The sequence below is a fragment of the Leeia oryzae DSM 17879 genome, assembly GCF_000376945.1.
Taxonomy (GTDB): domain Bacteria; phylum Pseudomonadota; class Gammaproteobacteria; order Burkholderiales; family Leeiaceae; genus Leeia; species Leeia oryzae.
Genome location: NZ_AQXU01000025.1, coordinates 214281 through 230614, shown reverse-complemented (window position 1 = coordinate 230614; position 16334 = coordinate 214281). Strand labels below are relative to the sequence as shown.

15 protein-coding genes are annotated in these 16334 nt (G+C 58.2%); 12 read left to right on the top strand and 3 right to left on the bottom strand.

Annotated elements, in window-relative coordinates; translation table 11 throughout:
• Nucleotides 1–6: 6 nt before the first annotated feature.
• Both F552_RS0114505 and F552_RS19515 read right to left on the bottom strand, forming a co-directional pair.
• Complete coding sequence (locus F552_RS0114505; RefSeq protein ID WP_018152480.1) at nucleotides 7–1155, bottom strand: MFS transporter; 1149 nt, start codon at nucleotides 1153–1155, stop codon at nucleotides 7–9.
• Complete coding sequence (locus F552_RS19515) at nucleotides 1152–1931, bottom strand: DeoR/GlpR family DNA-binding transcription regulator (RefSeq protein ID WP_018152479.1); 780 nt, start codon at nucleotides 1929–1931, stop codon at nucleotides 1152–1154. Before F552_RS19515 ends, F552_RS0114505 begins: the two co-directional genes overlap by 4 nt.
• A gap of 147 nt (nucleotides 1932–2078) precedes the next feature.
• On the opposite strand from F552_RS19515, the gene dtd reads away from it, so the two are divergent.
• From dtd to F552_RS0114450, 10 genes are all read left to right on the top strand, one after another.
• On the top strand, nucleotides 2079–2531 hold the full coding sequence (dtd, locus tag F552_RS0114495; RefSeq protein ID WP_018152478.1) for a D-aminoacyl-tRNA deacylase: 453 nt from the start codon (nucleotides 2079–2081) through the stop codon (nucleotides 2529–2531).
• A 9-nt stretch (nucleotides 2532–2540) separates the two neighbouring features.
• On the top strand, nucleotides 2541–3959 hold the full coding sequence (locus F552_RS0114490; protein ID WP_018152477.1) for an aminotransferase-like domain-containing protein: 1419 nt from the start codon (nucleotides 2541–2543) through the stop codon (nucleotides 3957–3959).
• A 128-nt stretch (nucleotides 3960–4087) separates the two neighbouring features.
• Entirely contained in the window at nucleotides 4088–5470 is a 1383-nt protein-coding gene (ccoG, locus tag F552_RS0114485) for a cytochrome c oxidase accessory protein CcoG (protein ID WP_018152476.1), read from the top strand.
• A gap of 70 nt (nucleotides 5471–5540) precedes the next feature.
• Nucleotides 5541–6650: a PfkB family carbohydrate kinase gene (locus F552_RS19510; protein ID WP_033375658.1), complete on the top strand. Its 1110-nt coding sequence runs from the start codon at nucleotides 5541–5543 to the stop codon at nucleotides 6648–6650.
• Between the two features lie 35 nt (nucleotides 6651–6685).
• Nucleotides 6686–7609, top strand: coding sequence for a pseudouridine-5'-phosphate glycosidase (locus tag F552_RS0114475; RefSeq protein WP_018152474.1), 924 nt, complete (start codon nucleotides 6686–6688; stop codon nucleotides 7607–7609).
• A 185-nt stretch (nucleotides 7610–7794) separates the two neighbouring features.
• Nucleotides 7795–8985: a tetratricopeptide repeat protein gene (locus F552_RS0114470; protein ID WP_018152473.1), complete on the top strand. Its 1191-nt coding sequence runs from the start codon at nucleotides 7795–7797 to the stop codon at nucleotides 8983–8985.
• Nucleotides 8986–9213: 228 nt separating this feature from the next.
• Complete coding sequence (locus F552_RS0114465; RefSeq protein WP_018152472.1) at nucleotides 9214–9831, top strand: DJ-1/PfpI family protein; 618 nt, start codon at nucleotides 9214–9216, stop codon at nucleotides 9829–9831.
• 41 nt (nucleotides 9832–9872) lie between these two features.
• Complete coding sequence (locus tag F552_RS0114460; protein ID WP_018152471.1) at nucleotides 9873–10652, top strand: carbon-nitrogen hydrolase family protein; 780 nt, start codon at nucleotides 9873–9875, stop codon at nucleotides 10650–10652.
• Nucleotides 10653–10967: 315 nt separating this feature from the next.
• Nucleotides 10968–11876: an O-acetylserine/cysteine exporter gene (locus F552_RS0114455; protein WP_018152470.1), complete on the top strand. Its 909-nt coding sequence runs from the start codon at nucleotides 10968–10970 to the stop codon at nucleotides 11874–11876.
• Nucleotides 11866–12846, top strand: coding sequence for a GlxA family transcriptional regulator (locus F552_RS0114450; RefSeq protein ID WP_018152469.1), 981 nt, complete (start codon nucleotides 11866–11868; stop codon nucleotides 12844–12846). The genes F552_RS0114455 and F552_RS0114450 overlap by 11 nt, the downstream gene beginning before the upstream one ends.
• Before the next feature lie 65 nt (nucleotides 12847–12911).
• Here F552_RS0114450 and F552_RS0114445 read toward each other — a convergent pair whose 3' ends face one another.
• Nucleotides 12912–14162, bottom strand: coding sequence for a hypothetical protein (locus tag F552_RS0114445; protein ID WP_018152468.1), 1251 nt, complete (start codon nucleotides 14160–14162; stop codon nucleotides 12912–12914).
• A 419-nt stretch (nucleotides 14163–14581) separates the two neighbouring features.
• On the opposite strand from F552_RS0114445, the gene metX reads away from it, so the two are divergent.
• Together metX and metW are read left to right on the top strand one after the other, a co-directional pair.
• Nucleotides 14582–15730, top strand: a complete 1149-nt coding sequence (metX, locus tag F552_RS0114440) for a homoserine O-succinyltransferase MetX (protein WP_018152466.1) — start codon at nucleotides 14582–14584, stop codon at nucleotides 15728–15730.
• Entirely contained in the window at nucleotides 15730–16332 is a 603-nt protein-coding gene (gene metW, locus F552_RS0114435) for a methionine biosynthesis protein MetW (RefSeq protein ID WP_018152465.1), read from the top strand. Before metX ends, metW begins: the two co-directional genes overlap by 1 nt.
• The last annotated feature ends 2 nt before the right edge of the window (nucleotides 16333–16334 follow it).

Below are 16334 nucleotides of genomic sequence, written 5' to 3'. Positions count from 1 at the left end.
CTGCCCTTAGTCCTTGTGTGCCAGCGCCATGGAGGACGCAATCGCCACCGTGGCAGCGCACAGGGCAATGACACTGAGCGCCAGCGTCAACCCGGTGTGCTTGATCAGAAAGCCGATCAAGACCGGCCCGCTTAAAAAGCCGATATACCCGCAACTGACGATGATCGACAGGCCCATGGCGGCCGAGGTATCCGGCAGGTGGCGGGATTCGCCAAACAGGATGGGGGCAATATTGGAAAACCCCATTCCGACCAGCGCAAAGCCGGCCAGCGTCAGGCTTTCTCCCCCTTTCCACAACACCATCGACATGCCGACCGCGGCAATGGCCCCACAAAAGGTCAGGATGTCATGCGGCAATACCCGCATGCGTATCCAGTCGCCAGAAAAACGTCCCACGGCCATGGCCATGGAAAACGCGGCATATCCCCAGGCGGCCCGACTGGTCGTGACCCCGATGGCTTTTTCCAGATAGACCGAGCTCCAGTCTGCAATGGCGCCTTCGCTAAGGAACACCAGAAACGCCATGCCGGACACCAGTACCAGTTTGCGGCTGATACGCCAGCTGCCCTTGGTTTCATGATGCTCATGCCGGGCTTGCAGCAGATAGTGGCGCCCAAATACAACCACGCCCAGTCCGACCGCCGCCATGATCAGGCTGGCGGGCAGGCCGTTGCTGCCCAGTTTCAGGGAGATGGCCCCAAAACTGGCACCACCCAGGCCCCCCAGGCTGAAGGCGCCGTGCAGCCCGGACAGAATCGGCTTGCCACCGTCGCTGAGGATGCGTTGTTCCAGCCGGATGCCTTGTTCGTTCATGGCCACATCCATCAAGCCATTGGCGATACCGTACAAGAGCAGGGCGATACCCAGCACCAACAGGTTGGGCGCGCCCAACATGACCGGCAGCATGCAGAACATCAAGACCGACCCCAGGATCAGCAGCGTGCGGCTGCCAAACCAGTCCAGCGTTTTGCCGGAGGTCACCAGCGTTCCGGCGGAACCGCCGGCAATCAGCAACAGCAGCAGCCCCAACTGGGCAGGGTCTAGCTGGAAACGGGCCTGGACCAGCGGAATATGTACCGCCCAGAAGCCAAAAAACAGGCCGTTACCAGCAAACAGGCTGCTGATGATCAGCCGGGGTAGCAGAGCGGTTTTCATGGGGAGTTTCCTTCGGCCAGCAAAATGGTCACGCCGGCCTGTTCAAAGGCTTGCCGGTCTTCTGCGCTGGGGGCGGTTTCCAGTAACAGATAATCCAGCGCATCGATCGGGCACATACGGAACGGCAGCACCTGGTTGAGTTTGTCCTGACTGACGGGTGCCACCACGACTTGTGACTGACGTACCAGCGCCTGCTTGATCAGCATGTCTTCATAGTGGGAGGTGGTCACGCCAATGTCAGGGTGCAGGCCGCAGATGCCCAGAAAGCACAGGTCCGCGTTGAACTGGCTCAGGCGTTCGAAGGTTTCTCCATCGGAACACATCATCTCTTTGCGGTCGATTTTGCCGCCCAGCATGATCACGTCCACCTGCGGGTGGCTGGCCAGTTCCAGTGCGGTGTGCAGGCTATGGGTAATGGCGGTAAACGCCAGGTCGTGCGGAATGTGGCGGGCGATTTCCAGCACCGTGGTGCTGTTGTCGAACAGCACGGTTTGCCCCGGCCGAATCAGGTTTACCGCCGTCTGGCCGATGGCAACCTTGCTGGCATGATGCAAGCCCACCCGTTCTGCGCGCGGCAGGTAGGCTTCGCTTTTCTGTACGGCGCCACCATGTACCTTGACCAGCAGCCCCTGTGCAGCCAGTTCGGTCAGGTCACGGCGAACCGTGTCGATGGACACCCCCATGCTGGTCGCCAGCTGCTGCGCAATGATGCGGCCGGTCTGATGCAGTTCGTTCAGAATGCGCTGATGCCGTTCGGCAGGAAGTTGCGGGTTCATGGGGGTTACCTTGTATCTGCTAGTCTGCCTGATATTACGTATTTTTGCTGTTTTATGCAATTTATTGCAGTATTTTGCTGTTTTGTGCATGGGTGACCCAAACCTTGCCTGCGATTACAATAGGCCGGTTAATCAAGGGGGTTAGTGATGCGTGTATTGCTGCAAAGGGTGCTGGAAGCCAGCGTCAAGGTTGAGGGCGAGGTGGTCGGGCAGATCGGGGAAGGATTATTGTTGCTGGTGGGCGTGACCGAAGGTGACCAGCATACGGATATCGACTGGCTGGTACGCAAGCTGGTGAACCTGCGCGTGTTTGATGACGCCGAGGGGGTCATGAACCTGTCTGCACTGGATGCGGACAAACAGATGCTGGCGGTGAGCCAGTTCACCCTGTTTGCCAGCACCAAAAAAGGCAGCCGGCCCTCCTGGAGCAAGGCAGCCCCGCCGGATGTTTCCCGCCCGCTGTTCGACGCATTCGTTGCTGCCCTGCAAGCGGCACTCGGCAAGCCGGTGCCGACGGGGGTATTCGGGGCCGACATGAAGGTGGCGCTGGTCAATAACGGCCCGGTCACGCTGATGCTGGATTCCCGGAACCCGGAATAAGCCGAGCCTATGCCGATACACCAGCCGCCCCGTTACCAGCAGCTTGCCGACGAACTGTCGCGCCAGATCCGCCAGGGCATCCTGCAGCCGGGCGAGGCGGTACTGTCCGTCCGGCGAGCCTGCCAGGTGTTTGATGTCAGCCCGGTGACCATTACCCAGGCCTACTATCTGCTGGAGAGTCAGGGCTTGATCGAGGCCCGGCCACGGTCGGGCTACTATGTGCGCACCCGCTTGCCGCAGGTGCTGAATGCGCCGGCCATGACGGCACCCACCACCGATGCGGCGGAGCTGGAAGTCAGCGACTTCATCTTCCAGATTCTGGATTCGGTCAAAGACCCAGTCTTTTTGCCGCTGGGTTCCAGTTTCCCGGACCCGGCGCTGTTCCCGCTGGAAAAGCTGGGGCAGCATCTGGCCAAAGCCGCCAGACATCTGACTCCCATGGACACCGTGGCGCATCTGTCGCCGGGGCATGAAGGCCTGCGCCGCCAGATTGCCCTGCGTTATCTGGCCCAAGGAGCCAGCGTATCGCCGTCAGATATCATTGTGGTGTCTGGCGCCATGGAAGGACTCAACCTTTGCCTGCAGGCGGTGACCCGGCCAGGCGACGTGGTGGCGATCGAGTCTCCGGCGTTTTATGCCGGCCTGCAAGCTATCGAACGCCTGGGGCTGAAGGCCATCGAAATCCCAACCCATCCCCATGAAGGCGTTAATATCCCGGCACTGGCTGCGGCCCTGCAAAAACACCCCGTCAAGGCGTGTCTGTTCATGCTCAATTTCCAGAACCCGATGGGCGGGGTGGTGCCCCGTGCCAACCGGCAGGCGCTGCTGGCCTTGTTGCGGCAGTACGATGTGCCGCTGATCGAGGACGATGTCTACGCCGAGCTGCATTTTCCGGACGCCTTGCCGGTGTGCACCAAGCAGGATGACCCGACAAGGCAGGTGATGCACGTGTCGTCGTTTTCCAAATCGCTGGCACCGGGTTACCGCATTGGCTGGGTGGCGGCCGGCAAGTATGCCGAAAAAGTGCGGCGCCTGAAGCTGGCCACCAGTCTGGCGACCAGCATTCCGGTCCAGATGGGCTTGGCGGCATACCTGCAAAGTGGCGGCTTTGATAACCATTTGCGCCATCTGCGCCAACAACTGATGCGGCAGGCCGAGCAGATGATGAATTCCCTGTCCCGTTATTTCCCGGTGGGGACGCGGGTGGCTGTGCCCACCGGCGGGTACTTTCTCTGGGTGGAACTGCCGGAAGGGCATGATGCGCTGGCCATTCATCAGCGAGCTTTGGCGCAAGGCATCAGCGTGGCGCCCGGCCCGATCTTTTCGGCCAGGGGGGGGTACGCCCATTGCCTGCGCCTGAACTTTGGCCATACCCATTTATCCCCTGCCGGAGACAGCATCGAGAAGCTGTCGCGCTTGCTGGGCTGACAGGCTGGCCTGCGTTTGCGATAACGCAAGGTTTTTCATCTGTTCCTATTGTTTTTTATATTTTCTGCATCTGTGCTGGTTGTGCGTGAAGGCGTACCTTTCGGGTAAAACCAACCGAAGGATGCATCATGCAAGCCAGCCCCATCCAGTTTTACCCCAAAAACAGCAAAATCTACCCCAAAGCCATTCAGGGCCGGTTCAATGACTGGCGCTGGTGGCTGGTGTGGGCCACCCAGATTATCTTCTTTGGCGGCTGCTGGCTGCAATGGGATCACCGGCAAGCCATCCTGTTTGATATTAGCCAGGGGCGCTTTTATCTGTTCGGGCTGGTGCTGTGGCCACAGGATGCCCTGATACTGGCGTTTGTGATGATCATGGCTGCCGTAGGGTTATTCTGGGTGACGGCCATTGCCGGACGGCTGTTTTGCGGCTTTGCCTGTCCGCAAACCGTGTATACCTCGGTCTTCATGTGGCTGGAGGCCCGCATCGAAGGGGATCATCTGGCCCGCAAAAAGCTGGCAGACGCGCCCGCCAGCCCGCGCAAGGTGCTACTGAAAACCACCAAGCATCTGGTATGGGCTTTGTTTGCCCTGTGGGCCGGGCTGACGTTTCTGGGCTACTTTACGCCCATGGCCCAGTTGCCAGTCCGGATTACCCAACTGGCACTTGGCCCGTGGGAAACATTCTGGTGGCTGTTCTACGCGGCTTTCATGTACGTGCAGGCCGGCCTGGCCAGAGAGGCCGTGTGCCAGCACATGTGCCCGTATTCGCGCTTTCAGGGCGTGATGTTCGATGCCCATACCCGAACCGTAACCTATGATGCTGCTCGCGGCGAACCGCGTGGCGCACGCAAGCACGGGGAGGCTGCCCATGTCGCCGCCAAGGGGGACTGTGTGGATTGCGGCATTTGCGTGCAGGTTTGTCCTACCGGCATCGATATCCGCAATGGCTTGCAATACCAGTGCATCAATTGCGGTTTGTGTGCCGATGCCTGCGATCAGGTGATGGAGAAAATCCAGGCGCCGACCGGGCTGATCCGTTTTGCTTCCGAGCAGGAGCTCGCGCTGGTTACATCCCCTGCAAAGGCCGTGTCCGTTCATCGCCCCAGAGTGTGGGTGTACGGCGGCATCATGACCGTGGTGCTGGCTGCCAGTGCGGTCTTCATGTGGCAGCGCCAGACCGTGCAGATGGACGTCCTGCGCGACCGCGGCGCCCTGGTCCGTGAAAACGTGGATGGAAATCTGGAAAACGCCTATACCTTGCGAATCAGCAATATGGTGGAAGCGCCACGTACGTACCGCTTGAGGGTGCAGGGTACAGCCGGCATGCGGCTTTTGGGCCAGCCGGTCATACAGGCAGGCGCAGGTGAGGTGGTCAATGCCACCGTGACGGTGGTGGCACCGGCCGATACGCCGCACAAGGGCGCCTTGCCGATCGAGTTCGTGATTCAGGATACGGCAGAAGCGGGGCGGCACAACCGGGCGCTCACCACCTTCATCTATCCGATGTAAGGTTCCGGTTGACGGAGGGCATGAAGCGGTTCAGAATATAAACATTAGTTTGTTAGGCAAACATTTGTTTATGACTGAACGCGAACAGCAAATCCTGGCCATCTTGCGGCAAGAGCCGCTGATACCCCAGCAGACACTGGCAGAACGTCTGGGGATCAGCCGTTCTGCGGTGGCAGGCCACATCATGAACCTGATGCAGAAAGGGCATATCCTCGGCAAGGGCTACATTCTGGCCGGCCAGCGCTATGCCTTGTTGATTGGCGGGGCCAATATGGACATCGCCGGCAGCACGCTGTCGCCGCTCATCAGTGCCGATTCCAATCCGGGCCGCATCCGCTGCTCCCCCGGTGGCGTGGTGCGCAATATCTCGGAGAACCTGGCCAGACTGGGGAGCGATACCCGCCTGCTGGCGGTGGTGGGGGATGACCTCTACGGGCATACCTTGCTGGAGGCGACCCGCAATGCCGGGGTGGATGTGCGGGACTGCTGGCTGTTGCCGGACGAAGCAACCTCTACCTACCTGTCCCTGCACGGGCCGGATGGTGACATGGTGGCCGCCGTGAACGACATGGGCATCATCAACCGCCTGACGCCGGAGCGGCTGAACGAAAAGCTGGACAGGGTCCGCAACGCGGCCGTGATTGTCATGGATTGCAACTTGCCGGAGGCCAGCCTGCAATGGCTGTTCGCCCATCATGGCGAGATTCCGGTCTTTGCCGACACCGTCTCTACCCACAAATGCCACAAATTGCGCCCCTGGCTGGGGCAAATCCATACCCTCAAGCCCAACCGCATCGAGGCCGAGGCGCTCAGCGGTATCCCGCTGGTGTCTGCAACCGATGCCGAGCGCGTGTCGGCCTGGTTCCATGCCCAGGGGGTACAGCAACTGGTGCTTAGCCTGGGCGAGCAAGGCGTGTACTGGAGCGAGCGGCAAGGTAGCGCTGGCTGGCTGCCCGCTCCAGCGGTCAGCATCGTGAACGCCACCGGTGCGGGGGATGCGTTGATGGCGGGGCTGGTGCATGGCTTCTTGCAAGATGAAGCACTGGCTGACAGTGTCCGCTTTGCGTCCGCCTGTGCCGCCCTGACCCTGATGTGCCCGCAAACCAATAACCCGAGCCTGTCCCGATCCGCAGTTTCCAGCTGGCTAAGCAACCCGCATCTGGCCGCAGTAGCGCCCTGATGGCGCGTACCGAACTTTTCGCAGGAGCAACACCCATGACAACACCAACCTATCTGGATATCCACCCCGACGTCGCAGCAGCGGTTGCGGCCAGGCAACCCGTTGTTGCGCTGGAGTCCACCATCATTTCCCACGGCATGCCGTACCCGCAGAATGTGGAAACCGCACTGCGCGTAGAGGCTGAAGTCCGCGCCCATGGTGCCGTACCCGCCACGATCGCGATTATCAATGGCCGTCTGAAAGCCGGGCTGACCACTGACGAGATCGAGCTGCTGGGCAAGTCCGGCCGCGAGGTGACCAAGGTGAGCCGCCGCGACATCCCGTTTATAGTAGCAGCGGGCAAAACCGGCGCGACCACCGTGGCGTCTACCATGATCATCTCCGCCATGGCTGGCATCAGGGTGTTTGCGACCGGCGGTATTGGCGGCGTGCATCGCGGCGCAGAAACCTCGTTCGACGTATCGGCCGACTTGCAGGAACTGGCGCAAACGCCGGTAGCCGTGGTGTGTGCCGGAGCCAAGTCGATTCTGGATCTGGGCCTGACGCTGGAATACCTGGAAACCCATGGGGTGCCGGTGGTCGGGTATCAGACCGATTCGCTGCCCGCCTTTTTTACCCGTGACAGCGACTTTGGCGTGGATTACCGCCTGGATGCACCGTCGCAGATAGCCGCAGTCCTGAAAGCCAAGTGGGACATGGCGCTCAAGGGCGGCATGATCATCGCCAACCCGATTCCGCACCAGTATGCGATGCCCAAAGCACAGATTGACGCCGCCATCGAACAAGCGCTGGCAGAGTCGGTGCAGCAAGGCATTTCTGGCAAGGAATCCACCCCGTTCTTGCTGGCACGGGTGTGCGAACTGACCGGCGGCGACAGTCTGGCGTCTAACATCCAGCTGGTGCTCAATAACGCCCGGCTGGCATCTGCCATTGCGGCGGAATATGCGGCACTGGGCTAAGTGTCAGACCTGCTGAAACCTTGCTAACGCCCGGCAACAGGCGAATCACCAAGTCGCTCCGAACGGCCAGAGGCTGGCCTTTTGGGGTGATGTCCGTTTTGCCAAATGAAATGAGTATTATTTCCAGGCAGTTTTTGCATGGCATGCTAAGATAAAATTAACACCACCGTGTAGAGGAGGTTGCCATGCCTCGCATCTCACTACGCCATGTTTTGCTGGCGCTGGCAATCCTGTGTTCCGGGTTGGCCAGTTCGCTATTGCAAGCCCGTCAGTACCCTCCGCTCAAAGAAGTCGGCACCGGCACGAATAGCTATCAGTTTGTGCTCAAGGACCCGGTGACCGGCACCCCGTTAGCGCATACGCATTACCGCCTGTTTGCCTACGATGTCACCATCAAGGATGTACCCCTGTATCCCGGGGCTAACGTCAGCGTTTTGTTTGGTGAAACCGATGCTGCCGGGCGCACCGCGCTGGTCAAACTGCCGCAAGCCGTACCCGAGCAGGACTGGGTGCTGACCCGGGTCGTGGGCGACGGAGACAACGGTAATTCGTTTCATCTGATTGATGTGTTTGGCCGGGTGTCACCCGGGGCCGATTATGTCATCGATATCGAACACGGCCTGCTGTACTGTGGCCGGAGCGATGAATACGGGAATACCGCGTTTGTCGCCACCCGAGATGACCGGAATCAAGACCTGTTCTTGCCGGACGCACTTACCGAGGCTGATTTTTCCTGGTGTACGGAAAACGTGGATATCATGAACCGCATGCCAACAGACATGACGCCTGCGTCACGCTTTGCCGTGTTCGAGAACCGTTATGTGACCTTCAAGGACGGTCTGAGTGACAGTCTCAAGCTGATCGCTGCACGCAAGCTGACCGACATGGCCATCGAAACCAAAGATGCCCTGAGCGTGACCGAGGCTGTCGATTTGCGGCTGAAACTGGGACAAAGCACGGACATTCTCAACAATGTGGGCTATGACCTGATCAACGCCAATGTGCTGGTAGATCGCGGACTGGACCTGATCAACCGGTCCTTGCAGAATGAGCCAGACAACTTTTACGCGCTCGACAGCAAAGGCTGGGCACTGTTCCGGTTGGCCAGGTTTGATGAAGCACTGGAATGGCTGAATAAATCCCTCTCCGTCTACCTGCAGCAGCAAGCCGAAGACAACACGGCCCTGGCCGAGAACTATGCCCATCGGGCCGAGACCCTGTACCACCTGGGACGCACCGACGAAGCCCGCAAGGTGCTGAACGACGGTTACACCATTGATCCTGAAAGCCCGCAGATTCTGGAAACCGCCCAGCGAATTGGCATGCCGCTAAAGAAAGGTAGCGGGTCGCAGGCATCCGCACCCGCCATCATCTAGCTGTCTTGGATGCCAGATGCAGAATCTCACTCGTCATTTTGTGAGTCATCAGGTTGGCTGAAATTGTCCGCTGCCTGTCGTGATCCTGCCTGCCATTCTCGTGTCTTCCCCGATAAGATAGTCACCATCCTCCCTGTAAACGGACCTTCTCGCGCACAGGGTGCCAGATATCAGATTAACCATTGGCAAAAATTGTCCTGTTGCGACGGGCGCATGATCGGGGTTCAGATGGGCAAGCAGATTGGCATATATGTCTTTGACGAGGTAGAGGCGCTGGATTTTGCCGGACCGTATGAAGTGCTGACCACCGCCAGTCGGGTAGCAAAGCGCATGGGGTTGGCAACATCGGCACTGTTCGAGGTGGTCGTGATTGGCCAGACCATGCAGACGGTCAAGGCCAGGGCGGGGATGGGTATCATGCCAGACCAGTCCATCACGGATCATCTGCCGCTGGATGTCCTGATTGTGCCTGGCGGTGTCGTTACCCGCGAGCTGGCCAAGACCGATGTCATTGCCTGGGTGCAGCGGATGGCGCAGCAGGTGCCGCTGGTGGCGTCTGTCTGTACCGGTGCCTTTGTGCTTGCCGAGGCCGGTTTGCTGAACGGCCTGACCGCCACCACGCACTGGGAAGACATCCCTGACTTGCAAGCCCAATATCCCACCGTCACCGTCCGGCAGGGGGTACGCTGGGTCGATCAGGGGCATATTGTCACCTCCGCCGGTATCTCGGCCGGTATTGATATGTCGCTGCATCTGGTCGAACGGCTGGGCGGCCGTGCCCTGGCGGCGGCCACAGCCCGGCAGATGGAGTTTGACTGGACGGAGAACCCGGCCGTTAGCACATAAGCCAAACCTTTGATCACCATGTTTTTGTAAGGAGCCTTGCCGTGAAAGTCTGTTTTGTCGAATGGCCCGTTAATTTGCTGGCCGGATCAGAAACCTGGCAACAGATCGCCTGGCAGGTCCGTGAAGCCGCGCCGGATGTGCTGGTGACCAACGAGATGCCGTTTGGCCGCTGGTTTGGCATCAGTAACCGCTTTGATACAGATGTTGCGTCAACTGCGGTGCAGCAGCATGAAGCCGGGCTGGACGCCTTGCGTCAGCTGGGTGTACCGCTGGTGCTTTCGTCCCGTCCGGTCTGGGCTGGTGCGAAACTGGCCAATGAAGCCTTTGCCCTGGAGCAAGGCGAGTACCGTCTGCTGCACCATAAGCATTACTTCCCGGGCGAACCCGGCTGGTATGAAAGTGACTGGTTTCACACCGGGAGAACCGGGTTTGAAACGCTTGAACTGGCAGGCATACGGGTCGGGGTCTTGCTGTGTACCGAGGTGATGTTTAACGAGCATGCGCGCGCTTATGGCCGTAGCGGAGCAGACCTGATTATCGTCCCGCGGATGACCGGCACAGAGCTGGCCAGCTGGCGCACCGCATGTGCCATGGCCGCGCTGGTTTCCGGCAGTTATGTCGTCAGTTCCAACAAAGAAGGGGATGAGCCCGATGGCCCGACATTTGGCGGGGTAGGGATGGCGTTTGCACCAGACGCAACCCTTATTGCTGAAACCAGTACCGCGCAGACACTGGTCACGTTCGAGCTTGACCCCAAACGCAGCGTAAACCAGCGGCAGTCCTACCCCTGTTATGTGTCCGAGGTCATTGTGACCCCGTAACCTGTTGTCGGTGGATATCGCTTTGCTCCAACCATCCTGCGTAACAACAGGCCGGCATTGTGGTTAGAGTGAATGGAGTAACGCGATATCCACCCATACCCGGCACCCCCATTCATACTGCAGCGTAGGGTGGCAGGTGCCTAGCGATATGCACCATGGCAACCCCTGTTGCCAGCATCCGGGTATCTACCGGTACAGTTGCCAAAAATTGTCTGTTAGCTGTACCTGTGCGAGTGGTTCAAACCGTAGCATTGTTACGCTGTAAATTGTATACAAAAGCCAGATTGGCTTTTTCATCAATACGTTAGGACAAACATGCCATTCCGCCATTTATTACTCGCCTTGCTGATTGTACTGGTGTGGGGTGTCAATTTTGTTGTCATCAAGTTTGGCCTGCACGGCATTCCGCCGCTCATGCTGGGGGGGCTGCGCTTTCTGACGGCGGCATTACCGGCCGTCTTTCTGGTGCCTCGTCCCAAGGTGCCTTTCAAGCTGTACCTGGCGTACGGCCTGACCATCTCCGTGGGGCAATTCGGTTTTCTGTTTACTGCCATTCATGTGGGCATGCCTACCGGTCTGACATCGGTGGTACTGCAATCCCAGGCCTTCTTTACATTGCTGTTTTCGGCCCTGTTCCTGAAAGAGCACTGGCAGATCAACCAGCTGCTGGGCTTGTTTCTGGCCGCGGGCGGGCTGCTGCTGATCGCTTTGTCGCACGGGGTCGGGATGCCGATTGCCGGCTTCCTGTTTACGCTGGCGGCGGCCTCCATGTGGGCAACCGGCAATATCGTGACCCGTCAGGTGGCCAAACACGGACCCATCAATATGTTTGCCTTTGTCATCTGGGCCAGCCTGGTGCCGCCGATTCCGTTTTTCCTGCTGTCGCTGGTGTTTGAAGGCCCAAGCGCAATAGCACAAGCCGTCACCCATATTGATCTGGTCAGCATCGCCGCCATTGCCTACCTGGCCTGGGTGGCCACCCTGCTGGGTTACGGGCTTTGGAGTAAACTGTTATCCATGCATCCTGCCAACAAAGTGGCTCCATTTAGCTTGTTGGTTCCGGTGGTGGGGCTGATTACCGCATGGCTGGTGTTTGGGGAGCAACTGAGCGGCTTGCAATGGGGTGGCTGTGCATTGCTGATGTTCGGTTTGATTGTGAACGTATTCGGCGCATCAGGTATGCGCTGGTATCGGCAGAAATTCGGGGTAGCGTATGTCTCCTGAACAACTTCCGGCATTACCGGTTTATTTTGTCCTGACCCCGGGGTTCCTGATGCTGGACCTGGCCGGTCCGGCCGAGGCTTTCCGCATCGCCAGCCAGTTGGGCGGTGCCTTCAAGCTGCATCTGGTGGCACCCACGGACAAGATCATGAGTTCGCTGGGGGTCAGCGTAGGTGATTTGCAGCCATTGCCGGCCACATTGCCTGCCAATGCGCTGGTCATGCTGGCCGGCGCCACCCGCTCTGCAGAAATGTATGCCTTGCCAGAAGCGACACAAGTGGTGGATTGGCTCAAGCAGGTCATTACCCCTGCCCACCGTCTGGCATGCGTCTGTTCTGCAGCGCAGTTGGCCGGCAAGGCCGGTCTGCTCAACGGTCGGCGCTGCACCACCCACCACACGCTGATAGACCGGCTGAAAACTATTGCGCCGCAAGCCAAGGTGGAAGATGACCGCATTTTTGTACAGGATGGTAATGTCTTTACCAGTGCCGGCATCACCGCCGGTATTGATCTGGCCCTGTTTCTGATCGAAAAACTGGGTGGTGCTGCACTGGCCCAGCAAGTGGCACGCCACATGGTGGTGTTCTTGCGCCGGAGCGGTCACGACCCGCAGCTATCCCCCTGGCTGGAAGGGCGCAATCACATGCACCCCGCCATCCACCGCGTCCAGGACGCCATCAGCCAGCATCCGGGGCGACACTGGTCGCTCGATGAACTGGCCGATATCGCCTGCATGAGTGTGCGCAACCTTAGCCGCCTGTTTCGGCAGCATACCGGTGTTAGCGTGCTGGATTACCAGCAGCGCCTGCGCATTGCTTATGCGCGCCAGCTGGTCGAAAGCACCGGCTTGTCGATCGAGCGCATCTCGGAACAGGCCGGTTTCGGCTCTGCAAGAGATTTCCGCCGCGTCTGGGGCAAGTTCGAAGAAGCCCCGCCCGCCATGCTGAGGATGCAATTGGTCGAGGCAGCCTGAGACATCATGGAAGTCCGGCCCGGCAAGGCCGGAAGGCCTGATAACAGGCTACGGCATCATGATGCTCAGGTAAAGCAGGCGTTAAAATACATACGGTCGCCCACTGTGTTTTTAGCATAGGCTGCTTCAGCAGGGGCTGTATTGAGGTTCTCTCCTTTGTAGACTTCCCACCAGCGGTAAGATTTTCCTGGATGTACATCTACCCAGATGCTGCGGTGTGTCCCTGTTTTGCAATCGAATGCAAACAGTTCTGCCCTGTTGTCCTGCGGACTGTACTGTCGGTTGCGGATCGCTTCTTCCAGCTGCTCGACAGGTTTCTCTTTGTCCCAGTCTTCCATCACGCTCAGCATGTAGCCGGGGTTGTCCGGCATCAGGGCCATGACGCTGAGGATGCCTTTGTCCGGGTCGTTCTCGTCCTTGATGTGGGTACTGGCCATCCAGTCCGGTGGTGTCGGGGTGCCATAATCCAGCAGATTGTTGGCAGTCTCTGTGCAATACCTGCTGGCGCTCAGGGTTGGGCACCGGGTTTTAAACTGGCTGAGGAAAGCGAAATTACTGGCGAGCCGGTAGGCAATGTCCCTTTTAGCCGTTTCTGTGCATATGTACGGCATGCGGTTATTGAGTATCACCATGGCTTCTGGGTGAGAAAACGCATAGCTACTACCCTGGCCATCCAGGCCGATGTTATTGGCCGTGATGCTGATGGGGTCCTTTAGCCGGAGTTGCAGGCAATAGTTCTCCGGGCGTTCAGTCAGCTCCTTTTTGAGTGCGAGCATGGCCTGATCATGTATATAGCCTTGCGGATCCAGTTTCCATGTGATGCGGGTTGCAATATTGCCGGCCTCCATATCATCCATGAAAATGACGGCGATCAGTCCAATCTGTAACCCAAGTCCAAGGATTGACAGCGCAACGGCGGCTCTTAAATACCCGCGACCGAGACCTGCGGGAAACAGCATCTTGCGCAGAGTCCTTAGTAGCAGAACACACACCAGAACGGCCAGGAGCACGAATGCAATCACGCGCGGCATGGTCACGTAGCGTGTGGGTTCCTGCATCACGATCAGCTGAAACTTGTCGATCCAGCCTGTCTGATCCCGAAACATCAGAAAGAAAAAGCCGTAGACAAGGGCGGCAACGGCAGCCAGCATCACACCCGCACGCCAGAGTTGTCCCTGCCATCCGATACGTTCCATGTCAGGCGCAGCGTCAGGAGGGCCGTCGGATGGTATGGTTTTGCCAGCTCTTTTCTTCATTATCAGGAAACCGGACAGGGCAAAGAGGAAGATCAGACCACTGATCAGCAAGGGTGACATGGAGGAGTCCTTTAATAAAGCACGGTAGTGATATATCCAGGTCTGGACGCAACGACGCCATCCATCGTGTCAAAGCAGCGGGGGTGGCTCTTTGTGTTAAATCAAATCAGTCCCAATTTGATGGCTGTTTGCTGTAGTTTGTCGTAAGTCATTTGCATGCCAGGCTGGTTGCTCCCTTGCTGGCAAACGCCTTGCAATTGACACTCCCCCTGCTTAGGTATACATTTGCCAACAACTGGAGCTTGCTTGCAAAGCGGCTCCGCGCCGATTTGAAAACAGCTTGCCGGCGCGTAATAAATGGGGCTAAAGCGTGCGAGTGAATCTATAAACCCGTTGCGCTTTCTGGCCTGCGGGTTTTTTGTTTTTTGTGGTTTGCCGCCAGATAACACCGCTGGTGGAGACAAACTGCCGGAGTTTTTATGTCCTCTCAAAGAGACTCGTCATCAGTCGGGATTGTCGTGCCACAGACGGCACATTTTGATGAGCCACTGGCGTTGACCTGTGGCGTGGATATGGCCAATTACGATCTGGTCTATGAAACCTATGGCACGCTCAATGCAGATGCATCCAACGCCATCCTGATTTGCCATGCGCTGTCCGGCCATCATCACGTGGCCGGGCGCCACCATGCCGATGAAAAATACCCTGGCTGGTGGGATACCATGATCGGGCCGGGCAAACCGATTGATACCAATCACTTTTTTGTGGTTGGGGTGAATAATCTGGGCGGCTGTCATGGATCGACCGGACCTTCTTCCATCAATCCGGCTACTGGCCAGCCTTATGGCTCCAGCTTCCCGGTGGTGACGGTCAAGGATTGGGTAGATTCCCAGGCACGCTTGTCAGACCGCCTTGGTATCCACCAATGGGCGGCGGTGGTCGGGGGGAGTCTGGGTGGCATGCAGGCCCTGATGTGGACCATGAGCTTCCCTGAACGGATTCGACACGCCGTGGTCATTGCCTCTGCGCCGAAGTTGTCTGCCCAGAATATTGCCTTTAACGATGTAGCCCGCCAGGCGATCCTGACCGATCCGGAGTTCCATAACGGCGACTATTACCAGCATGGCGTGGTGCCAACCCGCGGGCTGCGGCTGGCGCGGATGCTGGGTCACATCACCTATCTGTCAGATGACGGCATGGGCGAAAAATTCGGCCGCATGCTGCGTAACGAAAAATTCCAGTACAGCTTTGATGTCGAGTTCGAGATCGAGTCTTACCTGCGTTATCAGGGGGACAAGTTTGCCGGGTATTTCGATGCCAACACCTACCTACTGATGACCAAGGCGCTGGATTATTTTGATCCGGCCCGACGTTATGGCGAGGGTAACCTGACCCGCGCGCTGGCTCGTGCCAAGGCCTCTTTCCTGATCGCCTCGTTTGATTCTGACTGGCGCTTTTCGCCAGACCGCTCGCGCGAAATCGTGAAAGCACTGGTGGATAACCGCCACAAGGTGACTTATGCCGAAATCGAATCCACGCACGGGCACGATGCCTTCCTGATGGACGACCCGCAGTATTTCGCGGTGATGCGGCATTACATGCAACGAATTTATAGTGAGGTCGCGTAATGGCTGACGCTGAAACATTGAATATCCGGCCAGAGTTCAAACAGATTGCCGAACAGATTACCCCTGGTAGCCGGGTACTGGATCTGGGGTGTGGTGACGGGTCCCTGATGGCATTTTTGCAGCAGGAACGTCAGGTGACCGGCTACGGTGTCGACCGTGACGATGCCAATATCGTGTCTTGTCTGGAACACGGCGTTCATGCCATCCAGAGTAACCTGGAAGCCGGTCTGTCGATGTTTGAAAGCGGCACGTTTGATTATGTAATCCTCAGCCATACCATCCAGTCGATGCGTGATATCGAGGGCATCCTGAAAGAAATGGTGCGAGTGGGCAAGGAGTGCATCGTGTCGTTTCCCAATTTTGGTTTCTGGGAAAACCGCTGGCAGATTTTGCGCGGGCGCATGCCCGTCTCGGACCTGATTCCGTATCAGTGGTACGACACGCCGAACATCCACTTTTGTACCATCAAAGATTTTAGTCGTCTGTGCCATGAACTGGGGTTCCAGGCGCTGGAAACCCGCCAGCTGCACGAGGGCGAGCATGTTCCGTTCTTGCCCAATCTGTTTGCCAGCGTGGCCATCTACCGTTTCAAAGGGGAGTAAAC